This window comes from Endothiovibrio diazotrophicus, from assembly GCF_054657215.1.
The window spans coordinates 25342-49900 of the sequence record NZ_BAAHXB010000031.1; the positions used below are offsets into that span (position 1 = coordinate 25342).

Here is a 24559-nt window from a genome sequence, read left to right on the forward strand (position 1 = left end):
GACCGCTCGAAAAACGCCAGCTCTTTGAAAACATGGAAGAAAACAGGATATCCAAACGGTCGGAAGGAGCCTTTTCTGTGGATAACTTTTCCACGCGGTGGGACCGCTCGCAAAACGGCCCTGAAACCCTTGCGGCGCAAGGGTTTCAAAAGGGTCCCTATTCCCCGGCAATTTGCCGGGGCCTCATTGAAGCTTCATCATCTTGGTCACCAGCATTGCGTTCCCCCCTCTATTCCCCGGCAATTTGCCGGGGCCTCATTGAAGCGCTACCGTAAGGAACGTCTCCAAGCTCTGCACTCCCCTATTCCCCGGCAATTTGCCGGGGCCTCATTGAAGCTTCTCCCCCCACTCGATGACGGCGCGGATGCAGCGGCTATTCCCCGGCAATTTGCCGGGGCCTCATTGAAGCGCCGCCTGCTGCGTGTAGTTCCCCGCCCGCTGGCTCCTATTCCCCGGCAATTTGCCGGGGCCTCATTGAAGCAAACTTCTCACTTCTGTTTTTTGTCGTTAGATATAACTATTCCCCGGCAATTTGCCGGGGCCTCATTGAAGCATCGGGTCGGCGGGCCTGTCGATGGCTGGCGCGTATCTATTCCCCGGCAATTTGCCGGGGCCTCATTGAAGCCTACGGCGAGGTAGAGGGGTGCTATTAATAGACTCCCTATTCCCCGGCAATTTGCCGGGGCCTCATTGAAGCGGCGAAATCCTGATGGGCAACGGGCGCGGACCCGTCACTATTCCCCGGCAATTTGCCGGGGCCTCATTGAAGCCGGCTGGCGCTGCCCCCGGTTGAACAAGTTGGTCGGCTATTCCCCGGCAATTTGCCGGGGCCTCATTGAAGCTTGCTGATCTCCTTCGGTGCGGTCGCGGGGTGCGCGTTCTATTCCCCGGCAATTTGCCGGGGCCTCATTGAAGCTTGCCCTCCTCCCGTAAGAGGAAACTCCGCCCGTCCCTATTCCCCGGCAATTTGCCGGGGCCTCATTGAAGCCGTCAATGTCGTAGCAGAAGATCGAGGGGGCGCGCCTATTCCCCGGCAATTTGCCGGGGCCTCATTGAAGCCGCGCCCAACCGCATGCTTGGCTCGCATGCTGTTGTTCTATTCCCCGGCAATTTGCCGGGGCCTCATTGAAGCGAAGGAGCGCCACCGCTTCGCGTGGGTGCCCTCCACTCTATTCCCCGGCAATTTGCCGGGGCCTCATTGAAGCCCGAGCGCACCGGCGCTCAGCTCCTCATCACTCAAGTCCTATTCCCCGGCAATTTGCCGGGGCCTCATTGAAGCTGGTCGGGGAGGGCGCCGGCGGCGTTGATGATGTCCCCTATTCCCCGGCAATTTGCCGGGGCCTCATTGAAGCCCGCGGTAAGTCGACTCCAGGTAGTCGGCCACTTCCTATCTATTCCCCGGCAATTTGCCGGGGCCTCATTGAAGCAAGTCGGCAGGCGAGGCCGTCAAGCCGCCCGTCCATCTATTCCCCGGCAATTTGCCGGGGCCTCATTGAAGCACGAATAACGCCGACCACCGCAGCACCCCGCGGGAGGCTATTCCCCGGCAATTTGCCGGGGCCTCATTGAAGCAGTTTCTGATACTCATCCCATTTGCCAGACAGTGGTGCTATTCCCCGGCAATTTGCCGGGGCCTCATTGAAGCGCCGACTGGCGGCGCAAATCTGACGGTGCAGCCTCAATCTATTCCCCGGCAATTTGCCGGGGCCTCATTGAAGCCGGAACTTCCGCGCGCGGCACGTAAACCACTCCATCGACTATTCCCCGGCAATTTGCCGGGGCCTCATTGAAGCCCGACCTGCTCGGTGCTGGTCTTCTTCATGGGTTTCTATTCCCCGGCAATTTGCCGGGGCCTCATTGAAGCCGAGGGGCTGAACACCTCGGGTAATAACGCCCCGGTCTATTCCCCGGCAATTTGCCGGGGCCTCATTGAAGCAGTCGGATTCCCTTAGGCATCGCCATCCTCCTTGGTCTATTCCCCGGCAATTTGCCGGGGCCTCATTGAAGCCGGACCAAGATAATCGACGGCCGCCGTCCCCTTGGCTCTATTCCCCGGCAATTTGCCGGGGCCTCATTGAAGCGTGCTGTGTGAGGTTTCCCTCCGTGCGGAGGGTGTGGCTATTCCCCGGCAATTTGCCGGGGCCTCATTGAAGCAGCTTGACGGTGCCTCGACCGCCGAGCGTCGGATGCCTATTCCCCGGCAATTTGCCGGGGCCTCATTGAAGCGTCGACGACGGACTGCTTGCCAAGGTCGAGGACGGAACTATTCCCCGGCAATTTGCCGGGGCCTCATTGAAGCAATGAGGAGCAGAACGAAATGAAGTTGCGTGATCGCTATTCCCCGGCAATTTGCCGGGGCCTCATTGAAGCGGCAGATTCTCCTCGAACAAATCATCCGGGTAGACGGCTATTCCCCGGCAATTTGCCGGGGCCTCATTGAAGCATACCGATTCCGGGATCATCATCCCCGAGGGAATGAGCTATTCCCAGGCAATTTGCCGGGGCCTCATTGAAGCTCCCTCTCTTCAAGACACGCGCGGCACTTGCCCATGTCTATTCCCCGGCAATTTGCCGGGGCCTCATTGAAGCCCGCCAGTGGTGGCACCGTCACGGCCAGATCATGACCTCTATTCCCCGGCAATTTGCCGGGGCCTCATTGAAGCCAACGGGCCTTTTCATTAGGATCATCCCCTCAATCCCGACCTATTCCCCGGCAATTTGCCGGGGCCTCATTGAAGCGTCGGAAGACTGCGCGCAGCGCCCGCGGCGGTGACGCTATTCCCCGGCAATTTGCCGGGGCCTCATTGAAGCGATCCATGCCCACTTATGTCTAATACGCTAAAGTCACCTATTCCCCGGCAATTTGCCGGGGCCTCATTGAAGCGGCCGCCGTCTCTCCGAGTGGTCCGGCGTGGTGGTCGACCTATTCCCCGGCAATTTGCCGGGGCCTCATTGAAGCGAGGCGCAGCCCGCCGCCGACATGATCCTGGATGTGGCCTCTATTCCCCGGCAATTTGCCGGGGCCTCACTCAAGCTTCGGCACCATGCTGCTGACCTCCGCCCGATAGTTGGGTAGGGAGTGCCGACGATAGGAGGCGCACCGGCCGGAGGGTGGTGCGCCTCGTACCTCGGCACACCCTACGTCCTCACCGGCCGGGTTCGGTGACCTCGGGAGAAAAATGCGCTGATCGCGGGGCGGGTTGGCCCAGGAGGCTGTCGGATCGGGACTGTTTGCGGCGAAGGCACCTTGGTTCCCGGCGAATTGCGCCGCCGGTGGCGTAGAATGGCCACCCCACCCGCCAAGGAGATCTCCCTTTGAAGAGCGAACTCAGCCTCATCGAAACCCGCATCATCGGTTGCCTGATCGAGAAGGAGATCACCACCCCGGAGCAGTACCCGCTGTCGCTCAACGCGCTGACCAACGCCTGCAATCAGAAGAGCAACCGCGCGCCGGTGCTCGACCTGGACGAAACGGAGGTGCAGGCGACCCTCGACGGGCTGGTCAAGCAGCGGATGGTGGTGGAGAAGGGCGGTTTCGGCAGCCGGGTGTCGAAGTACGGGCACCGTTTCTGCAACACCGAGTTCGGCACCCTCCACTTCTCCGCCCGGGAGCTGGGGGTGGTCTGCGAGCTGCTGCTGCGCGGGGCGCAGACCCCGGGCGAACTGCGTTCCCACGCCCAGCGCCTGTGCCGCTTCGCCGACGTCGGCGAGGTGGAGGCGACCCTGGAGGGGCTCGCCTCCCGCGAGGACGGCCCCTTCGTGGTGCGTCTGGCCCGTGAGCCGGGGCGGCGGGAGTCCCGCTATGCCCATCTCTTCAGCGGCGAGGTGAGCGGTACCGCGAACAATGAGCCGATAGAACGGGAGGCGATCCACTCGGCGAAGGGGGATCGGCTGGCGGCGTTGGAGCGGGAGGTGGCGGAGTTGCGCGAGGAGGTGGCGGAGCTGCGCGCCCTGCTCGACGGATTGACCTCGTAACGGCGGAGGCCGAAACCGCGTACCCCGTCGAAAGGCCGGTGCCGACGGATACGCCGCGGCGGCCACGGGCCGCCCTATACCGAACACCAGCCCGCAAGCCACACCCGGCCCACAACGAAAAGGACCCGAACGGGTCCTTCTTGCTTTCCCACCCACATGCGGAAAAGGGCCTCTGGAAGAGGCCCCTTTCCGTGCTAGGCGCCCTTGTAGTGAGGATCCACCGTGGCGTCGTCGAGGCTCGCGGGGAGGAATTTCAACACCTTCACCGCCACCGTGACCAGGGCCAGCGACATGGCGACGCCGCCGATGCCGAGCATCACCTCCCAGGCGGTAGGGCTGTAGTGGTTGACCACGCCATCGTGGAAACTGCTGGTCACCTCCATGCCGGGGAAGAGCGCCAGCGGGAAGGACTGGCCGCCGATGATGATCACGTACATCTGGGCCAGGCCGCCGAGCACCACCAGCACCGAGGCGAGACCGATGGCGCCACGGGAGTTGCCGGTGGCCGGGGCGTAGAGCAGGGCCAGCGGGATCAGGCAGCCGACGATGACATGTCCGAACCAGAACAGGGTGGTGATGCCGCCGCCGTCGCTCAGGATGAAGGCCTCGACCCCGTGGTGCTCGGTGGCGTAGAGATTGGTCAGGTGGAACACCATGCTGAAGTAGAGCACCGCGCCGATGAACACGCCGAGCAGGTTCTTCAGCCGCTTCACCACCACGTCGCCCAGCTCGCGGCCGCTCCACTTGTAGGCGGCCATCAGCACCAGCAGGAAGATCGCCGCGCCGAAGGCGAAGGACATGATGACGAACATCGGCGCCAGGATCGCGGCGTCGTAGGCCTGGCGGGCGACCAGGAAGCCGAAGATGGAGCCGGTACCGGTGGTGAGGATCAGCCGCCAGAGGAAGGCGAAGAAGCCGACCTTGCTGCTGTAGCGGTTCATCTTCTTCTCCATCATCATCCACAGGTAGACCGCGACGATGGCGAAGAAGCCGTTATAGAGGATGATGTTCCAGGCGAAGATCGACTTGAAGTTGTAGTGGGTCATCGCCACGATCAGCCGGTCGGGGCGCCCCAGGTCGAGCACCAGCACCATCAGGCCGCCGGCCAGCAGCGCGATGGCGAGCAGGCCGGAGAGCGGCGCCAGCGGCTTGTAGACCTTCTTGTTGAAGACCGACGAGATGGAGGCGATGTTGAGCGCGCCGGAGGCGGCGACGATCAGGAACACGGCGAAGACGTGGGGCATGCCCCACACCACCTGGTTGTCCATACCGGTCACCCAGTGACCGTTGTGCTCCATGTAGAAGGCGGCGCCGAGGCCCATCAGGACCAGCGCGCCGAGACCGCCGAGGAGGCCCCAATAGCCCATCCCGCGGCCGTCGATCTCGTGAAAAGCGATGCTCTTTTTCATTGGTTCACCAAAGCGTTGCGTTGCGCCAGGTCGGATAGTCCAGGTTCAGATGCCCTGGTAGCGGACGCCCGGATTGAGGCCGAAGTCGGCGCGGATCTGGGTGCTCGCCTCGGCGCGCACCTTGCGGGAGATCTCGCTCTCGGGGTCGTTGAGGTCGCCGAAGGTGATGGCGCCGCTGGGGCACGCCTCGGCACACGCCGGGATGCCGCCGGCATCGACCCGGTGGACGCACAGGGTGCAGGCCTCGACGGTGCCCTGCCCGCGCGGCGAGTACTCCTTCTGGCCGGTGGTGTGCTCGTGGTTGAACGAGCGCGCCTTGTAGGGGCAGGCCATCATGCAGTAGCGGCAGCCGATGCAGATGTGCTTGTCCACCAGGACGATGCCGTCGGCACGCTTCATCGAGGCGCCGGTGGGGCAGACGTCGACGCAGGGCGGCTCCGCGCAGTGCTGGCACATCACCGGCAGCGAGGCGGCGAAGCCGGAGGACTTGTCCTTCACCTCCACCTTGCGGATCCACTGCACCGTCTGCTCGGCACGGGCGTGGTGGCCGTGCAGGCCGTTTTCGGTGGCGCAGGCCGCGACGCAGGCGTCGCAATCGCTCTTGCACTTGCGGGTGTCGATAAGGAGACCCCAGCGGTTGGCGCTGGTGGCCGGCTGATCGGCGGGGCGCGCTTGGGCGCCGCCCATCAGCATCACGCCGGGGGCGATGGCGACGCCGGCGGCCAGGGCGCCCTTCTTGAGGAAGTCGCGGCGCGCCTGATCGGCTTCAGCGGCGTGCTGATTGCTGGACTGCTGGTCGTGCATAGGAAACGTTACCCTTCGCTGCTTTCGCGGCTAATCACTTTTCCGGTGGCTGTTCCGGATGGGTTACCCGATTCGATAGTCCGTTCGGCTACCCGGTCGTCCGACGAGTCGGCTCGACGCGGCGGCTGCCTTATTCGCTGGCGGCGGTGGTGCCGGAGGGCTGAGTGGCGTGGCACTCGAAACAGTCGATCCGCACCGCTGCGTAGTTGTGACAGGAGGAGCAGAAGTGCTCATTGCTGCCGAACTCCACCTTCTTCTCCTCGACGCTCGGGACGTGGCAGGAGAGACAGTGTTTGAGGCTGTACCGGGTGGTCCGGATCCCGCGGCGCAGCGTATCGTCGCGCTGGTGCATGAGCAGCTCCATGTGGTGGCGGCGCATGTACCCGGGATCTTCGACGCACTGGTCCCCCTTGGCCTTGGGGACGACCGGGAGCGGCGTACGCCCCTCGGCGCCCGCCGAGGCGGCCGCCGCCAGGAGCGACAAACCGACCGCGGCCAGGAGCCAGCGCTTCACGGTGGAAGCGATAGTCATCATCAGTCACCCATACCCATCTGGATGTAGCCGGTGGGACAGACGTCGGCGCAGATGTGGCAGCCGATGCACTTGGAGTAGTCGGTGAAGACGTAGCGACCGGTGGTCGACTCGCCACGCGGGGTCTTCTGCACCGCGTCCTGCGGGCAGTAGACCACGCAGTTGTCGCACTCGAAGCACATGCCGCAACTCATGCAGCGCTTGGCCTCGGCCACCACGTCCTCCTCGGTGAGCGCCACCAGACGCTCTTCGAAATGGCCCAGCACCTCCTCGGCGCTCACCTCGATGTTGTCGCGGATGTGGCGCGGGGTGTAGGTGAAGTGGCCCAGGAACAGCTCATCCGACGGGATGATGTCGTTGAAGGAGCGGTCCTCGTAGTTGTGCACCGCGAACTTGGCATCGGAGGTGCCGCGCTGGCCCAGGTCGATCTCCTTGGCGAAACCCTCGGCCTTCTTGATCTCCTCGGGATCGAGGCGCTTGAACTCCTCGGGCGCCAAGTTCCACTCCTTCAGCTTGCCGAGCAGGTTGAAGTGGTGGACGTCGACCTTGGGACGCTTGCCGACGGCCTGGTTCTTGAGGAAGTGGTCGACCGATTCGCAGGCGATGGAGGCCTGGCCGATGGCGGTGGTCAGCAGGTGCGGGCGGACCGCATCACCGCAGACGAAGTGGCCCGGCTTGCCGGCGACCTGGAAGTTCTTGTCGGAGTCGATCAGGCCGCGCTCGTTGCCCATCGCCTCGATGCCGGTGAAGTCACCGGTCTGGCCGATGGCGGCGACGACCAGGTCGCATTCGATGTCGCGCTCGGAGCCTTCGACCACCACGGCCTTGCCGGTGGAGTAGTCGAGGTCGGCGACCTTCAGGGCGATGGCACGGCCGGAGGCGTCCTTGACCACCGAGACCGGGGTCAACGCACCCTTGATCTCGACACCTTCGCGCAGGGCGTCTTCGATCTCATGCTGGGCGGCGTTCATCTTGTCGACCGGCTGGCGGGACATCAGCAGCACGTCGGCGCCCTCGCGCTTGGCGGTGGAGGCGACGTCGTGGGCGGTCTGGCCGAGTACCACGTACTCGGGACGCTCGTTCTCGTTCTCGACGGTGATGTGGCCGAGGCGGCGGGCGACGGAGGCGACGTCGATGGAGGTGTCGCCACCACCGATGACGATCACCTTGCCGGTGACGTGCTGCAGGCGGCCGTCGTTGAAGGCCTCGAGGAAGGCGACGCCGGTGATGCAGTTGTCGGCGTCGGCGCCGTCGATGGGCAGCGCGCGACCGGCCTGCGCACCGATCGCCCAGACCACCGCGTCGTAGTCGCTCTCGATCTGCTCCATGGTCACTTCGCGGCCGACGCGGGTGCCGGTCTTCACCTCGACGCCCATGTCGACGATGCGCTGGATCTCGCCGTCGAGGACGTTGCGCGGGGTACGGTAGCCGGGGATGCCGTAGCGCATCATGCCGCCGAGCTCGCTGTGCTCGTCGAACAGGGTCACGCCGTGGCCCATCTTGCGCAGCTGGTAGGCGGCGGCGAGACCGCCGGGGCCACCACCGACGATGGCGACCTTCTTGCCGGTATCAGCGCCGGCGGTGAACTTCATCCCGTTCTCCAGCGCCCAGTTGCCGATGAAGTGCTCGACCGAGTTGATGCCGACGAAGTCCTCGACCTGGTTGCGGTTGCAGCCGTCCTGGCAGGGGGCCGGGCAGACGCGGCCCATGATCGCCGGGAAGGGGTTGGAGAGCGTCATGCGCTCGAAGGCGTACTCCTGCCAGCTCTTCTCGCCGGAGGGCTTCTCGATGCCGCGCACGATGTCCAGCCAGCCGCGGATGTCGTGGCCGGAGGGGCAGCTGCCCTGGCACGGGGGGGTGCGGTGAACGTAGGTCGGGCACTTGTGGGTCCAGCCCGCCTGCCAGATCTCTTCCTGCCACGGACGGTGCTCGAAATCACCCTCCTCGTAGCGGCGGAAATTCATAGTCTTCATGTCGTCGCTGGAAGTCGCCATCGCTTACTTCTCCCGTACCAATGGATTCAAATTGAGTGGTCTGGCGGCGGGTCGGCCGCCGCCGATCGATTACCGTTGTTTGCCGACCGCTACCTGCGGTTGGCGCCACCGGGCTCCTTGTCGAGCTTGATGGCGTTACTGACCAGCTGATGGACCGAGACGATCATGTCCATCGGCATCTTGTAGTAGGGCAGCACCTTGGTGAACTGGCTCTTGCAGATGGCACAGATGGCCGCGAGGTTGGTCACCCCGTTCTCCTCCACCACCTTGCTCAGCGCCTCCATGCGGGGCAGTGCACCCTTGACGCGGATCTCCATCAGGTCGTCGGTGAGCAGACCGCCGCCGCCGCCGCAGCAGAAGGTCTTCTCGTGGATGGTGTCGGGATCCATGTCCACGTAGTTGTTGCACACCGCCTTGATCACGTTGCGCGGAATGACGAACTGGCCACCGGGGAAGTCACCCATGCGCGAGGCGCGGGCGACGTTGCACGAGTCGTGGAAGGTGAGCGTCATGTGGTCGTTGGCGCTCGGATCCAGCTCCAGCTTGCCGCGCTGGATCAGGTCGTTGGTGAACTCGCAGATGTGCTGCGGCACCGGGTAGTTGGGGTCGAGCTGATCCTGCAGCTGGCGCGCGTACTCGTCGTCCGCCGCCGCGCCGTGGCCAACCGCGGCCAGGGTGTTCCAGAAGCTGTAGGCGACGCGCCAGGCGTGGCCGCACTCGCCGACCACGATGCGCTTGACCTTGAGATCGACCGCCGCCTTGTGGATACGCTGGGCCACCTTGCGCATCTGCTCGTAGGAGCCGATGAACATGCCGAAGTTGGCGCCCTCGGAGGCGTAGGAGCTGAGCGTCCAGCTGACGCCGGCCTCGTGGAACACCTTGGCGTAACCGATCAGGCCGTCCATGTGCGGCTCGGCGAAGAAGTCGGCCGACGGGGTGATCAGCAGGATGTCGGCACCCTCCTGGTCCACCGGGAAGGCGACTTCGACACCGTCGTCGTCCATCACGTCCTCGGCCAATCCCTCGACGGTCATCTTCAGCGCGGGACCGGGCAGACCGAGGTTGTTGCCGATCTTGTGGACCTTGCCGATGATCTCGTTGCAGTACTTCTGACCGTAGCCGATGGAGTCGAGGATCTCGCGGGCCGCCATCGAGATCTCGGCGGTGTCGATGCCGTAGGGGCAGAACACCGAGCAGCGGCGACACTGCGAGCACTGATGGAAGTAGCTGTGCCACTCATCGAGCATCTCGCGGGTCAGGTCCTCGGCGCCGACCAGCTTGGGGAACAGCTTGCCGGCCAGGGTGAAGTGGCGGCGGTAGACCCGGCGCAGCAGATCCTGGCGGGCCACCGGCATGTTCTTCGGGTCGTGGGTGCCGATGAAGTAGTGGCACTTGTCGGTGCAGGAGCCGCACTTCACGCACGAATCGAGAAACACCCGCAGGCCGCGGAACTTCTGGGTCAGCTCGCCCAGCTTGGCGATCGCCTTGTCATGCCAGTCGTCGACCAGCTCACCGGGGAAACCGAGGTCCGTCTGGTGGTCGGGCTTCGCCACGAACGGACTGGAGTGCGCCATCGCATCCGGTTTCAGGGCGGGAATATCGTTGAATTCCCGATACTCTGGAGTCTCGAAGTCAGCCACGCTGTGCTCCTTCCAAGCTAAATACGGTTCGGATCGTGGTTCGATCTACAGTCGGACTGAAGCGGGCGCCCTAGCGCTCCAGCTCCTTGGCCCACGGCGCGATGTGGCGCTTGTCGCGGGCGTTGTCCGCCTGGTTGCGGGTCGGGCTGAAGAAGATCCCCGGGGCATGCAGCAGCTTGCTGAAGGGGAAGATGATCATCAGCGTCGCCACCAGGAAGAGGTGGACGTAGAGCGGACCGCTGGCCGGCAGCGGGTTGCTCAGGTCGAAACGCATCAGGCCGAGGAAGAAGGCCTTCACCCCGATGATGTCGGTATCGTGGGCGACGAAGGTCATGGTCGCGCCGCTGATGCCGATGCCGAGCAGCAGGAACAGCATCAGGAAGTCCGACGGCTGCGAGATGTAGCGAATGCGCTCGACCACGATGCGGCGGGCAAGCAGGCCGCCGAGGCCCGCCACCATGGCGAAGGCCGCGTACTTGCCGAACGGCTGGATCAGGGTGATGATCCCCCACACGTCGGCCTGGAAGTAGCGGACGTGACGCAGCAACACCAGGGCCAAACCGACGTGGAAGAGCCAACCGAAGAGCCAGATCCACTTGTTGGACTTGAACAGGCTCTCGAACAGGACGACCTCGCGGGTCATCCGCAGGGCGACCCCGCCGTTGTTGAGGGGGGCGGGCATCGTGGGAATCTTGAGGGGGGCGGGGGTCTGCCAGTATTGGCGGATCCGCAGCGCCAGGCCACCGATAAACACCGCTGTCGCTACATAAAAGAGCAGTGCGTACAGCAAAGACATGGACTCGTTCTCCACTTCTCGATTCGGGTATTGCGTAATCGGATTCTGGAAGAGGGGGGCGCCGAACGCCCCCCTCTTACCGATCTAATGTCCGCTGAGGACGATTAGATGCAGCCGGTCGGCTTGGGCAGACCGGCGATCTTGCAGGCCTGCTTGGCGGGACCGTAGGGGAACAGCTCGTAGAGGTACTTGCTGTTGCCTTTGTCCGGACCCAGCTTCTTGCCGATGGCCTTGGTCAGCACGCGGACGGCCGGGGCGATCTGGTACTCGTTGTAGTACTCGCGCAGGAACTCGACCACTTCCCAGTGCTGCTCGGTCATCTCGATGCCCTCGTCCTTGGCGATCAGGACGGCGAGGTCCTTGTTCCAGTCGGCGAGGTTGACCAGGTAACCCTCTTCATCGGCCTCGAAAGACTGGCCATTCACTTCGTATGCCATGCTTAAATCTCCTCGTGTTTAACGTTTAGAACTCAATTACCCGGTTAGACCCAGGCCTGGACCTTGTCGTGCTCGACGGCGAGATCCACAAAGCCGGCGTAGTCCACCACCTTGACGCCGTCGATCACCGCGTCCTCGCTGAAGCCGCGGGCGGCGAGGTCGGGACCGAGCACGTAGACCGGGGTCTCGGCGTTGGCGGCGGACACCTTATCGGCGTGCGCGGTGCCCTTCAGCGCGGCGAACACCCCATCCTCGAACAGCAGGATGGCGGAACCCTTCTTGGCCATCTGCAGACAGCTGTCCAGGTTGTTGCTCATGAAGGGCGACTTGTTAACGGTATGAAGCATCATGGTTTCCGTCTCCTCAGAACGACAGGACCACGTCCTGATCTTCCATCAGGTCCGCGATCTGTTCGGCGTTCATCACTTCGACATCCACCAGCAGGTCGTCGGCGCTCAGGCCGCGGGCCTCCAGGGAGGCCTGGTCGACGTAAAGCTTCTCGACGTCGTACATTTCCAGCGCACGGTAGGTGGGCGAGAAGTTCTTCATCTCCACACCGTCGGTGTTCTGGCCCTTCTTCAGCTGATAGACCCCGTCGTCCATGAACACCATGCTGACGTCCTGTTCGAAGGCGGCACCGATCAGCACCACCTCCAGTGACTCCAGGGCGTAGACCGTGCCATACGGAGCCTTGCGGTTCACGTACAGGAACTTTTTCACATCACTCATTGCTCTACTCCCCGCCTTAGTCGCCGAACACCACCAGACGATCCGACTCGATCCCGGCTTCGATCAGCTGACCGAGGCCGGAGATGCGGAACGCGGGGTGAAGGTTGTCGGCGTCCTTACCGTTACGCTTGGACTCGTCGGCATCCGCGATGCCGCGACGCTGGGCGGCGGCGACGCAGACCACGAGATCCAGATCGTACTTCTCCTTCAGCTCCGCCCAACGGTTGACGATGTGACGATCGTCCTGCGGGGGAGTGGTAAGGCGCGTGGAGTTGTTCACCCCGTCGTGGTAGAAGAAGACACGGAAGATCTCGTGTCCCTTCTCCAGGGCGGCCTTGGTGAACTGGTAGGCGCTATCGGCGGACTGGTGCTGATAGGGCCCTTCGTTGACCATAATCCCGAATTTCATTCGGTCCCTTCCTCTTCAGTAATACGTGGAACTTAGAAGTGCAGGTGCGCGGAAGCATTCAGGTTCGCGCGACCACCACGCCAGTTGTCCACGTGGTACTTGGTGAAGGGCAGGCCGGTCAGCTCGAAGAACTGGCCCCAGCCGATACGCTCGACCCACTCGCCCATGCGCTCCCAATCCTTGGCGTTCTCCTTGTAGGCGCCGAGGATCTTCTTCACCACCTCGGCGGCCTCGGGCCAGCGCGGGGGGTTGTTCGGGATACCGGCGGCCACCAGCTTGTGGAACATCGGCTTGGAACGGGTGGAGGAGTGCTTGCCACCGACCCAGACGGCGATCTTGGAGAACTCCGGATCGTTGATCTGCATCGGGGGGCAGGGCGGGAAGCAGGCGCCGCAGCAGACGCACTTTTTCTCGTCGACCTCGAGGGAGGGCTTGCCGTTGACCATCGCGGGACGGATCGCGGCCACCGGGCAACGGGCGACGACGGAGGGACGCTCGCAGACGTTGGCCACCAGATCGTGGTTGATCTTCGGCGGCTTGGTGTGCTGGATGTTGATGGCGATGTCGCCCTGGCCACCGCAGTTGATCTGGCAGCAGGAGGTGGTCAGGTGGACGTGGTTCGGCATGTCCTGGTTCTTGAACTCGTCGAACAGCTCGTCCATCAGCGCCTTCACCACGCCGGAGGCGTCGGTGCCGGGGATGTCGCAGTGCATCCAGCCCTGGGTGTGGGAGAGCACGCGAACCGAGGGACCGGTACCGCCCACGGGGAAGCCGGCATCCTCACAGGCCTGGATCAGGGCATCGACCTTGGACTCGTCGGTGACCATGAACTCGGCGGCGGCACGCACGGTGAAACGGATGTAGCCGTCGGCAAAGTTGTCGGCGATGTCGGCCAGCGCGCGCACGGTGTGGACGTCCATCTGGCGGGCGGTACCCGCCTTGATGGTCCAGACCTTGTCACCGCTCTTGGCGACGTGCAGAAGAACACCGTTCTTGGGACGCTCGTGATAGGCCCATTGACCGTAGTTCTTCTCCAGAACCGGGTGCATATAGGGCTTCCAGTCCGGTACACCAGTCTCATCGGGCATACGGGGTGCAGACATACTGACCTCCAAATACTACTTATTCAGAACAAAAACTTGGGTTTTTTACCGCCCCCCCGGCGGCTGCCGGGGAGGGGCGTCGGGTCGTGGGACAAGGGCGGCTGGAATCAGCCGGCCTTGCGGGCTTCCCACTTGGCGGCTTCTTCGTTCCAGTCGTCGGTGCGCACGTAGGGGTTGGTGCGCGGCTGGTTGATCATGTTGGGATCCACCTCGAGGCCGAGACCCTCGATGAAGTTCACCAGACCGATGCGGTCGATCATTTCACCGACACGCTCGTGCTCCAGGGCGTTCTCGGCGAAGAAGTCGATCATGTTGCCGGAGAGCTCTTCCAGGGCCTCCCAGTCCTCTTCGGTGTTCAGCGGCATGAAGGGGACGATGACGGTGCCCATCAGGTCGCCGATCTTCAGGGTGCGCTTGCCGCCGACCAGCACGGTGACGCCCTTGTCGTCGCCGGGGGCGAGGGCCTTGGTCATCACGTTGATGCAGTGCATGCAGCGGACGCAGGCCTTGTTGTCGACGTTCAGGGTGTCGTCGTCGTTGAGGCTCAGGGCCTGGGTCGGGCAGCGGGTGATGACGTTGTCGATGACGTACTTGCGGCCCTTGGCGGCCACGTAGTTCTTGACCTCGTCCTGGTTCACCTTCATGTCGTCGCGCCAGGTGCCGATGATCGCCTCGTCGGCGCGCTGGGTGGCGTTGGAGCAGTCGTTGGCGCAGCCGGAGAACTTGAACTTCCACTTGTAGGGAAGGGCCGGACGGTGCATGTCGTCGAGGAAGGCGTTGATCAGCTGGCGGTGGGCGCGGTACTCGTCGTAGTTGGAGTGCTCGCAGCGGGCGTGACCGACGCAGGAGGTGGCGGTGCGCAGGGCGGGACCGGCGCCACCCATGTCGAAGCCCATCTCGTTGATCTCGTCGAAGCAGGGCTGAACGTTGTCGGTGGAGCAGCCCTGGAGCATCAGGTCACCGGACTGGCCGTGGATGCAGAGCAGGCCGGAACCGTACTTCTCCCACACGTCGCAGAACTTGCGCAGCAGGTCGGAGGTGTAGTGGAAGCCGGGGGCGGGCATGATGCGCAGGGTGTGGAACTCGGCGGCATCGGGGTAGAGGGGCTTCTTGTTCTCGTCGAGGAGCTCGGTGAAGCGGGGGATGACGCCGCCGCCGTAGCCGACGACACCGACGGTGCCGCCCTTCCAGTAACCCTTGCGGGTCTCGTAAGAGGTCTCCAGCTGACCAAGCAGATCGACCATCATGTCGTTGTCCTGGGCCAGACGCTTCAGACCAGAGACAAAGCTGGGCCACTGGCCGCTTTCCAGCTGATCCAGCATCGGAGTGTCGTGCATCTTCTTCGCCATCAGTTTTCTCCTCGTCAAGACTGAATTTGGGCAAGTCCCGGCGGAGTGCTGGTTTCGTTCGCTCCGCTTACGGGCTTGATCCGCCAGTGTTATTCACTAGCCGACCAGAATATAGCCGTGGTCGCACTGCATAAAAACCATAAATTCGTTCGATGTACGGTTTCCTGCCGTGAATGGCGGAAAAGTGTAAAAGCGTCGTCAAGGGGTGGATATCTGTCTGATGGGGTGGAAGAAAAGGGAATACGCATACCCCAAAGGGGATATTGCCGACCAACCACCGCTCCAACTGCGGGACATGCCCCCCTCCCCTGCTTTCGAACGTTCGTTTGTAAAAACAAACGGATAGAAATATTAGCTCATGCTTTTTTACTACTGTTTTCCGGCTACCCCCAAGGGAGGGGTTGCCATTGGGGGGATACGCCTCCATTTTTTCTCATCACAAGGCAAACTCGACCGGCACTTGGCAATCGATCCGCGGCGGAGCAAAAGACACCCTTGATGTCACCCAACCCCTTTCCTTCCCACGGGCGGTAGTCGACCACTGAGGTGAGTACTACATATAGTAATTTTACCAACCCCCTTCCTCTTCGAGGCTCACCTGGAGAAGGAAAACAAGGGTAGCTCGGATCCAAAGGCCGCTTCCAAGCGGGGAAATTACTCCTTATATATATACAGGCTGTTGAGGGGCCTCCCTCCACCGCCAATGCCACGTCCACCGCTTCCAGCTCGCCCCGGCAGGACCGGCACCGCCGGCTGGATACCTCACAAACCGACGAGACAAGGTAACCGAATATGCTGAATTTGAGCGAACTGATGTTGCAACGGCACGATCTCGACAGCTTCGACGAGCTGCTGGAGGCGGTGAAGGAGCGGGCCCGCCAGGGGGAACGGTTCTTCCGCATCGACGTCAAGCCATCCTATCCGGACACCCCGGAGAACTGGGAGGAGGTCCTGGAGTCGGTCTTCACCGGCCGCCTATAGCAACTTCAATACATTGATTCAGAAAGAGATTATGATGGAAACCATCAAGTTCAACGCCCCCTTCAACAAGGAGATCACGATCTCCGAATCGACCTACGATGGGGGCATGCCGCTGCTCTCGGTGCGCATCAAGGAGGGCAAGCGTTTCACCACCCTCGAACTGGATGCCGACACCGCCACCACCTGGGCCAACGCCATGTTGGAGTGGGCGGGCCGCCAGGACGGTGAAGGGTAGCCCCGCCCATGTACTGGCAAGAAGAAGAGGAACAGGAACTCAGCGTCCCGACTCGAATCGTCGATCTGGTCTTCCAGATGGAGAGCCGCCGGCTGCCGGTGGACCACGGCTACACCCTCTACCGAGCGGTAGTCGATCGGCTCCCCTGGCTGGACGAGGAGGTGGAGGCCGGTATCCAGCACATCTTTCCGGCAGACTCCGGCAACGGCTGGACCGGCCCCGAGGAGGCTGGCGAGGCCTATTTCTACCCCTCCCGCCGAACCCGCTTCGTCCTCCGTTTACCGGCGGCTCGGATCGACGAGGCGCGCGTGTTGTGCGGCCAGGAGCTCGCCGTCGACGACTGCAACCTTACCCTCAAGCAGGCCTCGGAACGACCTTTGAGCCGCGAAGTGAACCTTTACGCCCGCTACGTCGCCGGCCCCGCCGACGAGGAGACCTTTCTGCGGGAGGTGGTTCGCGAGCTGGAGACACGGGACATTCGCGCCCGCAAGCTGGTCTGCGGCAAGGGTGCGTCGATCACCACCCCCGAGGGGGAGATTGCGGCACGCAGCGTACTGCTGGCCGATCTGCGCCTGGAAGAGTCGTTCCGCCTCCAGGAGAGCGGCGCCGGCCCCTACAGAAAACTGGGCTGCGGGATTTTCCTCCCACACAAATCTGTGAAAAAATAGCGGGCTGCGCAGATGCAACCCGGCCGGACGTTGAAAAACGCCGGCTCCGCCCCCATAGCGGGGCATTGATTGAAGACTCGAAAAACCATACGACTGAGGAGAACGAGCAATGGCCTACGAAGTGGGTGGCAAGACCATCGAGTGCAACGCCAACGGTTACCTGAACGACATCAACGAGTGGAACGAGGAGGTGGCCGCCGCCATCGCCGCTGCCGAGGGTGTCGAGCTTTCCGAGAAGGCGTGGGACCTGATCAACTTCCTGCGCGACGAGTACATCAACAACGGCGGCAACCAGCCCAACGACCGCAACATCGTCAAGGCGATGAGTGACAAGTGGGGCGAGAAGGTCAACTCCAAGGACCTCTACACGCTGTTCCCGATGCAGCCCTCCAAGCAGGCCGGCAAGATCGGCGGCCTGCCCGAGAGCCGTCGCAAGGGCGGCTACTAAATCGTAGCGCCTGAACGGAAAAGGGGCGCGGCGGGGGATTCTCCCCCTGCCGCGCCCCTTTTCCGTTCAGGCGCTACGATCATTTGCTCTATGGGGCGTGCCGTTTGCGCCGTGAGCGATGACACTCGCCCTAACGTCGTCACCTCGTCATCCGGGTGGGAAGAGCGATAGCGAAATCCACCACACCCTTTCGGCCACCACCACCAGCGGCAACCGTTGCGACGACACGCCGACCGCCACTCGCTCCCCGCTCAGGCCTTTTTATCGCCCTCCCCTACCCCCATAATCTCCCCATCTTCATCGAATCCGGCCGGAGTTGACCCCATGACCCAGGAACACCCTTTCGCCCAGTACGTCCGCATCCTCGGCAAGGGCAAGAACGGATCGCGCGCGCTCACCGAAGAGGAGGCGCAGGAGACCATGCGCATGATCCTCGCCGGCGAGGTGGAGCCGATTCAGCTCGGCGCCTTCCTCATGCTGATGCGGGTGAAGGAGGAGACCGGGGCGGAGGTCGCCGGTTTCGTCCGCGCCATCCGCGAGACCATCACCCTCCCCGAGCTGGACCGCCCGGTGGATCTCGACTGGTCCTCCTACGCCGGCAAGCGCCGCCACCACCCCTGGTTCCTGCTCGCCGCCCTGACGCTGGCCGCCAATGGCGTGCGCATCTTCATGCAGGGCACCACCGGCCACACCGAGGGGCGCATCTACACCGAGGACACCCTGCGCGAGCTGGGCCTGCCGGTGTGCGCGAGCATGGAGCAGGCGAAAACCGAGCTGGAGGCGCGCAACTTCGCCTACATGCCGCTGGCGGTGATGGTGCCGAAGCTCCAGGAGGTGATCGAATACCGCCCGCTGCTCGGCCTGCGCTCGCCGGTCCACACCGTCGGCCGGATGATCAACCCCTTCGCCGCCCCCTACTCCATGCAGAGCATCTTCCATCGCGGCTACCTGGGAATCCACCAGGACGCCTGCGAGATCCTCGGCCAGCCCTACATGGTGGTGATCAAGGGAGACGGCGGCGAGGTGGAGCGCAACCCCGACATGGTCTGCGAGGCGCGCGTGATCCACGACGGCAAGGCCGGCAGCGAGGAGTGGCCGGCGATGTTCAAGCAGCGTCACGTCAACGAAGAGGAGCTGAACAACGCCGACCTGAAGACGCTGTGGGAGGGGAACCTCGACCACGAATACGGCGAGGCGGCGGTGATCGGCACCCTGGCCATCGCCCTCAAGCTGATGGGCAAGGCCGCCGACCAGGAGGCCGCGATGGATGCGGCCCGCGAGATGTGGGCCGCCCGCGACAAGCGCTGGCCCGCCTGACGCAGGCCAAATGAACCGCAGATATGATTTTTCCGTACCTCACGAAAAAAGGAAAAACCTAACCGCAGATCAACGCAGATTCACGCAGATTTTTCTCGTTTGAATCTGCGTCAATCTGCGTGCATCTGCGGTTGAAATCTTTTCTTTTCCAACAATTATCGTGGCTCACTTCTACATCTCCGCCGCCCACAAGTCCTCGGGCAAGACCACCGTCTCCATCGGCCTGTGCGCGGCGCTCGCCGCCCGCGGGGTGGCGGTGCAGCCGTTCAAGAAAGGCCCGGACTACATCGACCCGATGTGGCTCGGGCGCGCCGCCGGACGCCCCTGCCACAACCTCGATTTCTACACCCAGGAGCGACCCGAGATCGTCTACGAGTTTGCCCGCCACATGGCGGGTGCGGACGTCGGGTTGATCGAGGGCAACAAGGGACTCTACGACGGGCTCGCCCTGGACGGCAGCAACTCCAATGCGGCGCTGGCCAAGCTGCTCGATGCCCCGGTGGTACTGGTAGTGGACTCCCGCGGCATGACCCGCGGGGTCGCCCCGCTGCTGCTCGGCTATCAGGCGTTCGATCCTGAAATCAACATTGCCGGGGTGATCTTCAATCAGGTGGGCGGGGCGCGCCATGAGTCGAAGTTGCGAGCGGTGGTCGAGGCCTACACCGACATCCGGGTGATCGGCGCGGTACAGCGCAACCCGCTCCTCGCCATCGACGAACGCCACCTGGGGCTGGTGCCGAGCCGCGAATCGGCCTCCGCGGACACCTTCATCGGAGAGATCGGCCGCCAGATCGCCGACCAGGTGGACCTCGACGCGCTGCTCGATCTGGCCGCCGAGGCCCCCTCCCCCGCTCCGGTCACCGCTTTGCCCCCCCTCCTTCCCGAGCATGGTGTGCGTATCGGCATCCCACTCGACGCGGCCTTCAATTTCTACTACCCGGGAGACCTGGAGGCCCTGGAGGCAGCGGGCGCCGAGCTGCGCTTCTTCGATGCACTCCACGACCCCCACCTGCCGGAGGTGGACGGTCTGTTCATCGGCGGTGGCTTCCCGGAAACCCAGATGGAGGCCCTGGAGGGCAACGCCACCCTGCGCGGGGAGATCCGCGCAGCGATCGAAGGGGGACTTCCGGTCTACGCCGAATGCGGCGGCCTGATGTACCTCACCCGCGCCATCGAGTGGGACGGCCGCCGCCACGCCATGGTCGGCGCACTGCCCGCCGACTGCCGGATGCACGAGCGCCCCCGGGGACGCGGCTACGTCCGCCTGCGCGAGCGCGCCAACGCCCCCTGGCCGTTGGCCGCCGCGGGCGCCGCACCTGCGGAGATCTTCGCCCACGAGTTCCACCACTCCAGCCTGGAGAACCTGGGAGAGGTGGAGTACGTCTACGAGGTGTTGCGCGGCTACGGCATCAACGGCCGTCACGACGGCATCCGCCACCGCAACACCCTGGCCTGCTACGCCCACCTGCGCGACGTGGCCGGCAACCGCTGGGCCGGCCGCTTCGTCGAGTTCGTCAGGGAGAGGTCAAAGGTCAAGGGGCAAAGGTGAAAGGCAAGAGGGGCCGTACCGACCTTCTCCGCTCAACCGGCACAGCAGCAAAACCGTGAGGGCCTCGATCGAAGGCCCTTTAACCTTTTGCCTTTCACCTTTAACCTGGGAATCTCCAACAGCGACCTCTCCCCGGAAACCTCGCGATCATCGGAGCGGTCAAACCACTATCATCCCCTCCGCCAAGACCGCCATGTCCGTCACCCCCACCGACCCCGTCCTCCCCACCGCCCCGACCGAGCGGGAAAGATCCTCCGCACCTCGCCGCCACCGCATCCCTTCCGGGCGTTGGGGCCGGGTGTTGACGCTCCAGTTCGCCGGCCTCGGCGTGATCCTCGTCGGCGTGGCGCTGACCGGCCTGATGATGGCCCGCAACCCCGAGTCCGCCGCCGCCCTCTTCACCCTGCAGCTGCTGCTGGTGGCCGGCGGCATCACCGTCGCGCTGCTCTCCTATCTGCGGGTGCGGCGCTGCCTGCTGGAGCCGATGGACACCCTGCGCCAGTGGGCGCGGCGCATGCGCGAGGGGGATCTCTCGGCGCGCATGCCGATCCCCCGCGGCGGCGAGCTGACCAAGCTGGCGCTGGACGTCAACAACCTCAGCGAGGAGCTGCAGACCCTCTCCCAGGACATGCAGAGCCGGGTGGTCAAGCACACCCGCCGCCTTGCCCAGAAGACCCGCTCGCTGGAGATCCTCTACGAGCTGGCCGCCAACCTCAACGCCGCCCGCGACCTCGACGACCTGCTCACCCGCTTCCTCCACACCCTCAAGGACGTGGTCGACGCCCACGCCGCCACCGTACGGCTGCTCGACGACGACGGCCAGATGCGGCTGGTGGCGAGCCTCGGCCTCGACCCCGACTTCGTCGACCGGGAGAACCGCATCCCGGTCAACCAGTGCCTCTGCGGCAGCGCCCTGGCCCAGGGGGAGATCCTCTGCCAACACGACATCGGCCAGTGCGCCAAGGGTGGCACGCTGCCGCTCAACGGCCATGGCGACGCCCACATGCTGGCGGTGCCGCTGCGCTACCAGGACCGCACCCTGGGGGTCTACAACCTGTTCGTCGACCACGCCGACCTGGCGCTCAAGGACGAGCTGGACAACCTCCTCTCCTCGATCGGCCGCCACCTCGGCATGGCGATCGAGAAGGCGCGCCTCGACAAGGAGTCGCAGCGCCTGTCGATCATGCAGGAGCGCACCCTGCTCGCCCACGAGCTGCACGACTCGCTGGCGCAGACGCTGGCCTCGCTGCGCTTCCAGGTGAAGATGCTCGAGCAGACCCTGGAGCAGAGCGTCGAGAGCGAGAAGGTGAAGGACGCCCGCCAGGAGGTGCTGCGCATCCGCAACGGCCTGGAGGAGGCCAACACCGAGCTACGCGAGTTGCTCGCCCACTTCCGCGCGCCGATCGACAAACGCGGCCTGATCCCCGCCATCGAGGGGGTGATCGAGCGCTTCCGCCGGCAGAGCGGGATCACCGTCTTCTTCCAGCGCCAGTGCTCCGAGGTGACCCTGCCGGCCAACCAGGAGATGCAGGTGCTGCGCATCCTCCAGGAGTCGCTGACCAACATCGGCAAGCACAGCGGCGCGGTGATGGTGCGGGTGATGTTGCGCTGCAACGACGAGGGCAACTACCGCCTGTTGATCGAGGACGACGGCGTCGGCATGCCCGAGCCCGACACCAAGGGCCACCCCGGCGAACACCTCGGCCTGATCATCATGCAGGAGCGCGCCAAGCGGCTCGGCGGGCGGCTCACCATCGACAGCGAACCGGGCGAGGGGACCCAGATCGAACTCACCTTCCGCCACAGCCGGCGGCGCCTCTCCGAGATCCCCGTCCGCCCGGCCTGACCCCGCTCAAGCGTTCAACGCAAAGGCGCGGAGGCGCAAAGGACGCAAAAGAAAGGTGACACTGCGATCATGGACTCTTCCCTTGCGCCCTTTGCGCCTCTGCGCCTTTGCGTTGGATGCTAAAATGGCAAATCTCCCCCCTCTCCAGGCCCCACCATGCGTATCCTGTTGATCGACGACCACGCCCTGTTCCGGATCGGCCTGGAGGGGCTGCTCGACCGCCACTCCATCCAGGTGGCCGCCGCGGTAGGCGACGGCGAGGAGGGGATTCGCCTCGCCCGCGAGCTGGAGCCCGACGTGATCCTCCTCGACCTGCGCATGCCCGAACCCAACGGTCTGGAAGTGTTGCGCCGACTGCGTGCCGAAGGGATCGAGCGGCCGGTGGTGATGCTCACCACCTCCACCGACGAGGAGGACCTGATCAGCTGCCTGCGCACCGGCGCCAACGGCTACCTGCTGAAGGACATGGAGCCCGACGACCTGGTCACCGCCCTGCACAACGTCACCAAGGGCGAGACGGTGGTGGCGAAGGAGCTCACCGGCGTCCTCGCCCGCGTCATCCAGGCCGCCGACAAGGTCCCGGAGGAGCCCACCGGCCAGCACGCCGACCTCACCCCCCGCGAGCGCGAGATCCTCTGTCTGGTGGCCGAAGGGCAGAGCAACAAGGTGATCGCCCGCAACCTCGGCATCTCCGACGGCACCGTCAAGCTCCACGTCAAGGCGATCCTGCGCAAGCTCACCGTCCACTCCCGCGTCGAGGCCGCGGTGATCGCCGTCGAGCAGGGGATGTGCCCCAAGGGCTGACCACTTCCTTCTCTCGTTTCCACGCTCCGCGTGGAAACGCTCCTCTTCGGCGCTCCGCGTGGAAACGCTTCTCTTCGACGCTCTGCGTCGTGCCGAACGGAGCCAGCGGCGCTCCACCACCTGCACACGACAAGGACGCGGAGCGTCCAGGACTCCCCACGGCGCAGAGCGTCGTGACCGGGGAACGGTTCGTGCTCCGGCTCTCAACAAAGATTCGGTGATCGGCAGCCCGTCCTGCCCGAGCCCGTCGTGTCCCCCACCGGAACGCCTCAGGAACCGGATGTTTGCCGCGGCGCCACCGCTCCGGTCAGTTCGGGGGGAAGATCGAGGGTGCGGGTGGGGAAGGCGATGTCCGCACCGTGGGCGCGGATGATGCGGTGGATCTCCAACAGGATCTTCTGCTTGATCGCGTGGAATTCGGTCCACACCGTGGTCTTGGTGAAGGTATAGACGAAGAAGTCGAGGGACGAGGGTCCGAAGGCGTTGAAGTGGACCATCAGGGTCTGGCTGGCGTCGATCGCCGGATGCTCGCGGAGCATCCGCTCCACCTCGGCGGTGATCGCCGCCATCCGCTCACCGTCGCAGTAGCGGATGCCGATGGTCTCGTAGATCCTGCGGTGGCTCATCCGCGACGGGTTGACCACCGCGATGTTGGCGAACACCGAGTTGGGCACGTAGATCGGCCGCTTGTCGAAGGAGCGGATGCGGGTGAGTCGCCAGCCGATCTCCTCCACCGTCCCCTCGATCTCGCGGTCCGGCGAGTAGATCCAGTCCCCCACCGCGAAGGGACGGTCGAGGTAGATCATCAGGCCGCCGAAGAAATTGGCGAGCATGTCCTTGGCGGCGAAGCCCACCGCGATGCCGCCGATGCCGCCGAAGGCGAGCACCCCGGAGATGCTGAAGCCGAGGGTCTGCAGGATCACCAGCACCGAGGTGATCGCCACCGAGACCCGCAGCAGCCGGGCCACCGCGTTGAGGGTGGTGGGGTCCACCCCTTCGCCGGTCTCCCGGCGGCGCTGCAGCAGCGTCTTCTCGGTGTTGCGCACCAGCCGCACCAGGAACCAGGCGAGGGTCGCCACCACGCCGACGTCACGGATCGGCTGCGCCGCCGCCAGCAGGGTCACCTGGGAGGCCTCCTGCGCCACCTCCGCGGCGAAGGCGAGGCCGACCACCCAGAACAGCACGCCGAGCGGCCGCCCCAGGGCGTCGAGCACGGCGTCGTCCCACGGGCTGCGGCTGGCCGCCGCACGGCGCTGCAGGTGGGCGATGACCCGGCGCTGGATCAGGTTGGCCAGCACCACCAGAAAGACCACGAAGAAGACCTGGGCGAGCCACGCCCAGCGGCCCTCGACCAGCAGGGGGTGGGTGAGGAGTTGATGGAGGTCCATGGGGAACTCGGGGATCGGGATATCAGCGGGGAATCATAGCAGGCGCGCGCCCCTTTGTAGGAGCGGCCCCGAGGCCGCGATGGCGCCCTGCCAGCCGACTTCCGCAAGTCACCGACAGGCAGGCACTCCGAACCATCGCGGCCTAA

General features: G+C 64.2%; 22 protein-coding genes and 1 CRISPR repeat array. Of the genes, 9 read left to right on the forward strand and 13 right to left on the reverse strand.

Going from position 1 to position 24559, the window contains the following annotated elements:
• Nucleotides 1-157 precede the first annotated feature (157 nt).
• Nucleotides 158-3035: direct repeats of the CRISPR family, unit length 36 nt; unit sequence CTATTCCCCGGCAATTTGCCGGGGCCTCATTGAAGC.
• A gap of 280 nt (nucleotides 3036-3315) precedes the next feature.
• Nucleotides 3316-3975, forward strand: a complete 660-nt coding sequence (locus ACYQ2W_RS10150) for a YceH family protein (RefSeq protein ID WP_459865915.1) — start codon at nucleotides 3316-3318, stop codon at nucleotides 3973-3975.
• A 194-nt stretch (nucleotides 3976-4169) separates the two neighbouring features.
• Here the strand turns inward: ACYQ2W_RS10150 and nrfD are convergent, their stop codons facing one another.
• The 12 genes from nrfD to dsrA form a co-directional block, all read right to left on the reverse strand.
• On the reverse strand, nucleotides 4170-5384 hold the full coding sequence (gene nrfD / locus ACYQ2W_RS10155) for an NrfD/PsrC family molybdoenzyme membrane anchor subunit (protein WP_459865918.1): 1215 nt from the start codon (nucleotides 5382-5384) through the stop codon (nucleotides 4170-4172).
• 45 nt (nucleotides 5385-5429) lie between these two features.
• Nucleotides 5430-6188, reverse strand: coding sequence for a sulfate reduction electron transfer complex DsrMKJOP subunit DsrO (dsrO, locus tag ACYQ2W_RS10160; protein WP_459865921.1), 759 nt, complete (start codon nucleotides 6186-6188; stop codon nucleotides 5430-5432).
• Between the two features lie 130 nt (nucleotides 6189-6318).
• Entirely contained in the window at nucleotides 6319-6723 is a 405-nt protein-coding gene (locus ACYQ2W_RS10165) for a sulfur reduction protein DsrJ (RefSeq protein ID WP_459865924.1), read from the reverse strand.
• On the reverse strand, nucleotides 6723-8714 hold the full coding sequence (locus ACYQ2W_RS10170) for an NAD(P)-binding protein (protein ID WP_459865927.1): 1992 nt from the start codon (nucleotides 8712-8714) through the stop codon (nucleotides 6723-6725). The genes ACYQ2W_RS10165 and ACYQ2W_RS10170 overlap by 1 nt, the downstream gene beginning before the upstream one ends.
• An 89-nt stretch (nucleotides 8715-8803) precedes the next feature.
• Entirely contained in the window at nucleotides 8804-10354 is a 1551-nt protein-coding gene (dsrK, locus tag ACYQ2W_RS10175) for a sulfate reduction electron transfer complex DsrMKJOP subunit DsrK (RefSeq protein WP_459865930.1), read from the reverse strand.
• A 70-nt stretch (nucleotides 10355-10424) separates the two neighbouring features.
• The gene (locus ACYQ2W_RS10180; RefSeq protein ID WP_459865933.1) at nucleotides 10425-11150 is read right to left on the reverse strand and encodes a respiratory nitrate reductase subunit gamma; all 726 of its coding nucleotides are present in this window, start codon (nucleotides 11148-11150) and stop codon (nucleotides 10425-10427) included.
• Nucleotides 11151-11254: 104 nt separating this feature from the next.
• Nucleotides 11255-11587: a TusE/DsrC/DsvC family sulfur relay protein gene (locus ACYQ2W_RS10185; protein WP_459865936.1), complete on the reverse strand. Its 333-nt coding sequence runs from the start codon at nucleotides 11585-11587 to the stop codon at nucleotides 11255-11257.
• A gap of 44 nt (nucleotides 11588-11631) precedes the next feature.
• A complete protein-coding gene (tusB, locus tag ACYQ2W_RS10190; protein WP_459865979.1) occupies nucleotides 11632-11934 on the reverse strand; it encodes a sulfurtransferase complex subunit TusB in 303 nt (100 codons plus the stop codon).
• Nucleotides 11935-11950: 16 nt separating this feature from the next.
• Nucleotides 11951-12316 (reverse strand): sulfurtransferase complex subunit TusC, encoded by a 366-nt coding sequence (tusC, locus tag ACYQ2W_RS10195; RefSeq protein WP_459865939.1) that lies wholly within the window; start codon nucleotides 12314-12316, stop codon nucleotides 11951-11953.
• Between the two features lie 16 nt (nucleotides 12317-12332).
• Entirely contained in the window at nucleotides 12333-12725 is a 393-nt protein-coding gene (gene tusD / locus ACYQ2W_RS10200; protein ID WP_459865943.1) for a sulfurtransferase complex subunit TusD, read from the reverse strand.
• A 32-nt stretch (nucleotides 12726-12757) separates the two neighbouring features.
• Complete coding sequence (dsrB, locus tag ACYQ2W_RS10205) at nucleotides 12758-13828, reverse strand: dissimilatory-type sulfite reductase subunit beta (protein ID WP_459865946.1); 1071 nt, start codon at nucleotides 13826-13828, stop codon at nucleotides 12758-12760.
• Between the two features lie 107 nt (nucleotides 13829-13935).
• Entirely contained in the window at nucleotides 13936-15177 is a 1242-nt protein-coding gene (gene dsrA / locus ACYQ2W_RS10210) for a dissimilatory-type sulfite reductase subunit alpha (RefSeq protein WP_459865949.1), read from the reverse strand.
• A 792-nt stretch (nucleotides 15178-15969) separates the two neighbouring features.
• Between dsrA and ACYQ2W_RS10215 the strand changes: the two genes are divergently transcribed.
• From ACYQ2W_RS10215 to ACYQ2W_RS10250, 8 genes are all read left to right on the forward strand, one after another.
• Nucleotides 15970-16158 (forward strand): sulfur relay protein DsrC, encoded by a 189-nt coding sequence (locus tag ACYQ2W_RS10215; protein WP_459865951.1) that lies wholly within the window; start codon nucleotides 15970-15972, stop codon nucleotides 16156-16158.
• 34 nt (nucleotides 16159-16192) lie between these two features.
• Nucleotides 16193-16393 (forward strand): DUF6967 family protein, encoded by a 201-nt coding sequence (locus tag ACYQ2W_RS10220; RefSeq protein WP_459865954.1) that lies wholly within the window; start codon nucleotides 16193-16195, stop codon nucleotides 16391-16393.
• Between the two features lie 8 nt (nucleotides 16394-16401).
• Nucleotides 16402-17061 carry a type I-MYXAN CRISPR-associated protein Cas6/Cmx6 gene (gene cas6 / locus ACYQ2W_RS10225; protein WP_459865957.1) on the forward strand — a complete coding sequence of 220 codons (660 nt, stop codon included), beginning with the start codon at nucleotides 16402-16404 and terminating at the stop codon, nucleotides 17059-17061.
• Between the two features lie 109 nt (nucleotides 17062-17170).
• Nucleotides 17171-17509 (forward strand): TusE/DsrC/DsvC family sulfur relay protein, encoded by a 339-nt coding sequence (locus ACYQ2W_RS10230; protein ID WP_459865959.1) that lies wholly within the window; start codon nucleotides 17171-17173, stop codon nucleotides 17507-17509.
• 324 nt (nucleotides 17510-17833) lie between these two features.
• Entirely contained in the window at nucleotides 17834-18826 is a 993-nt protein-coding gene (locus ACYQ2W_RS10235; protein ID WP_459865962.1) for a glycosyl transferase family protein, read from the forward strand.
• Nucleotides 18827-18986: 160 nt separating this feature from the next.
• Complete coding sequence (locus ACYQ2W_RS10240) at nucleotides 18987-20375, forward strand: cobyrinic acid a,c-diamide synthase CobB (protein WP_459865965.1); 1389 nt, start codon at nucleotides 18987-18989, stop codon at nucleotides 20373-20375.
• 193 nt (nucleotides 20376-20568) lie between these two features.
• On the forward strand, nucleotides 20569-22221 hold the full coding sequence (locus ACYQ2W_RS10245) for a GAF domain-containing protein (RefSeq protein ID WP_459865968.1): 1653 nt from the start codon (nucleotides 20569-20571) through the stop codon (nucleotides 22219-22221).
• A 156-nt stretch (nucleotides 22222-22377) separates the two neighbouring features.
• Nucleotides 22378-23025: a response regulator gene (locus ACYQ2W_RS10250; protein ID WP_459865970.1), complete on the forward strand. Its 648-nt coding sequence runs from the start codon at nucleotides 22378-22380 to the stop codon at nucleotides 23023-23025.
• Between the two features lie 269 nt (nucleotides 23026-23294).
• Here the strand turns inward: ACYQ2W_RS10250 and ACYQ2W_RS10255 are convergent, their stop codons facing one another.
• Nucleotides 23295-24413 carry a mechanosensitive ion channel family protein gene (locus ACYQ2W_RS10255; protein ID WP_459865973.1) on the reverse strand — a complete coding sequence of 373 codons (1119 nt, stop codon included), beginning with the start codon at nucleotides 24411-24413 and terminating at the stop codon, nucleotides 23295-23297.
• Nucleotides 24414-24559: the final 146 nt, after the last annotated feature.